The sequence below is a fragment of the Streptomyces sp. NPDC111656 genome (assembly GCF_055656965.1).
Map to the genome: position 1 here is coordinate 1 of NZ_JBVKCA010000082.1, position 1,418 is coordinate 1,418.

A 1,418-nucleotide genomic window follows, 5' to 3' on the forward strand; every position below is an offset into this window, starting at 1 on the left:
TAGTCTGAGACCTGATGCCGAGCCGATTGTGGTGAAGTGGATGATCCTATGCTGTCGAGAAAAGCCTCTAGCGAGTTTCATGGCGGCCCGTACCCTAAACCGACTCAGGTGGTCAGGTAGAGAATACCGAGGCGTTCGGGTGAACTATGGTTAAGGAACTCGGCAAAATGCCCCCGTAACTTCGGGAGAAGGGGGGCCATCACCGGTGATCGGATTTACTCCGTGAGCTGGGGGTGGCCGCAGAGACCAGCGAGAAGCGACTGTTTACTAAAAACACAGGTCCGTGCGAAGCCGTAAGGCGATGTATACGGACTGACGCCTGCCCGGTGCTGGAACGTTAAGGGGACCGGTTAGTCACTCTTCGGGGTGGCGAAGCTGAGAACTTAAGCGCCAGTAAACGGCGGTGGTAACTATAACCATCCTAAGGTAGCGAAATTCCTTGTCGGGTAAGTTCCGACCTGCACGAATGGCGTAACGACTTCTCGACTGTCTCAACCATAGGCCCGGTGAAATTGCACTACGAGTAAAGATGCTCGTTTCGCGCAGCAGGACGGAAAGACCCCGGGACCTTTACTACAGTTTGATATTGGTGTTCGGTTCGGCTTGTGTAGGATAGGTGGGAGACTTTGAACTCTGAGCGCCAGCTCAGGGGGAGTCGTCGTTGAAATACCACTCTGGTCGTGCTGGATGTCTAACCTGGGTCCGTGATCCGGATCAGGGACAGTGTCTGATGGGTAGTTTAACTGGGGCGGTTGCCTCCTAAAGAGTAACGGAGGCGCCCAAAGGTTCCCTCAGCCTGGTTGGTAATCAGGTGTTGAGTGTAAGTGCACAAGGGAGCTTGACTGTGAGACCGACGGGTCGAGCAGGGACGAAAGTCGGGACTAGTGATCCGGCGGTGGCTTGTGGAAGCGCCGTCGCTCAACGGATAAAAGGTACCCCGGGGATAACAGGCTGATCTTCCCCAAGAGTCCATATCGACGGGATGGTTTGGCACCTCGATGTCGGCTCGTCGCATCCTGGGGCTGGAGTCGGTCCCAAGGGTTGGGCTGTTCGCCCATTAAAGCGGTACGCGAGCTGGGTTTAGAACGTCGTGAGACAGTTCGGTCCCTATCCGCTGTGCGCGTAGGAATATTGAGAAGGGCTGTCCCTAGTACGAGAGGACCGGGACGGACGAACCTCTGGTGTGCCAGTTGTCCTGCCAAGGGCATGGCTGGTTGGCTACGTTCGGGAGGGATAACCGCTGAAAGCATCTAAGCGGGAAGCCTGCTTCGAGATGAGTATTCCCACCCCCTTTGAGGGGTTAAGGCTCCCAGTAGACGACTGGGTTGATAGGCCGGATCTGGAAGGCGGGTAACCGCTGGAGGTGACCGGTACTAATAGGCCGAGGGCTTGTCCTCAGTTGCTCGCGTCCACTGTGT

The 1,418-nt window shown here is 56.2% G+C and carries 1 rRNA gene; it reads left to right on the top strand.

Annotated elements, in window-relative coordinates:
* Window positions 1–1,397, top strand: a 23S ribosomal RNA gene (locus ACZ7M3_RS52835); the annotation flags it as partial.
* Window positions 1,398–1,418 lie beyond the last annotated feature (21 nt).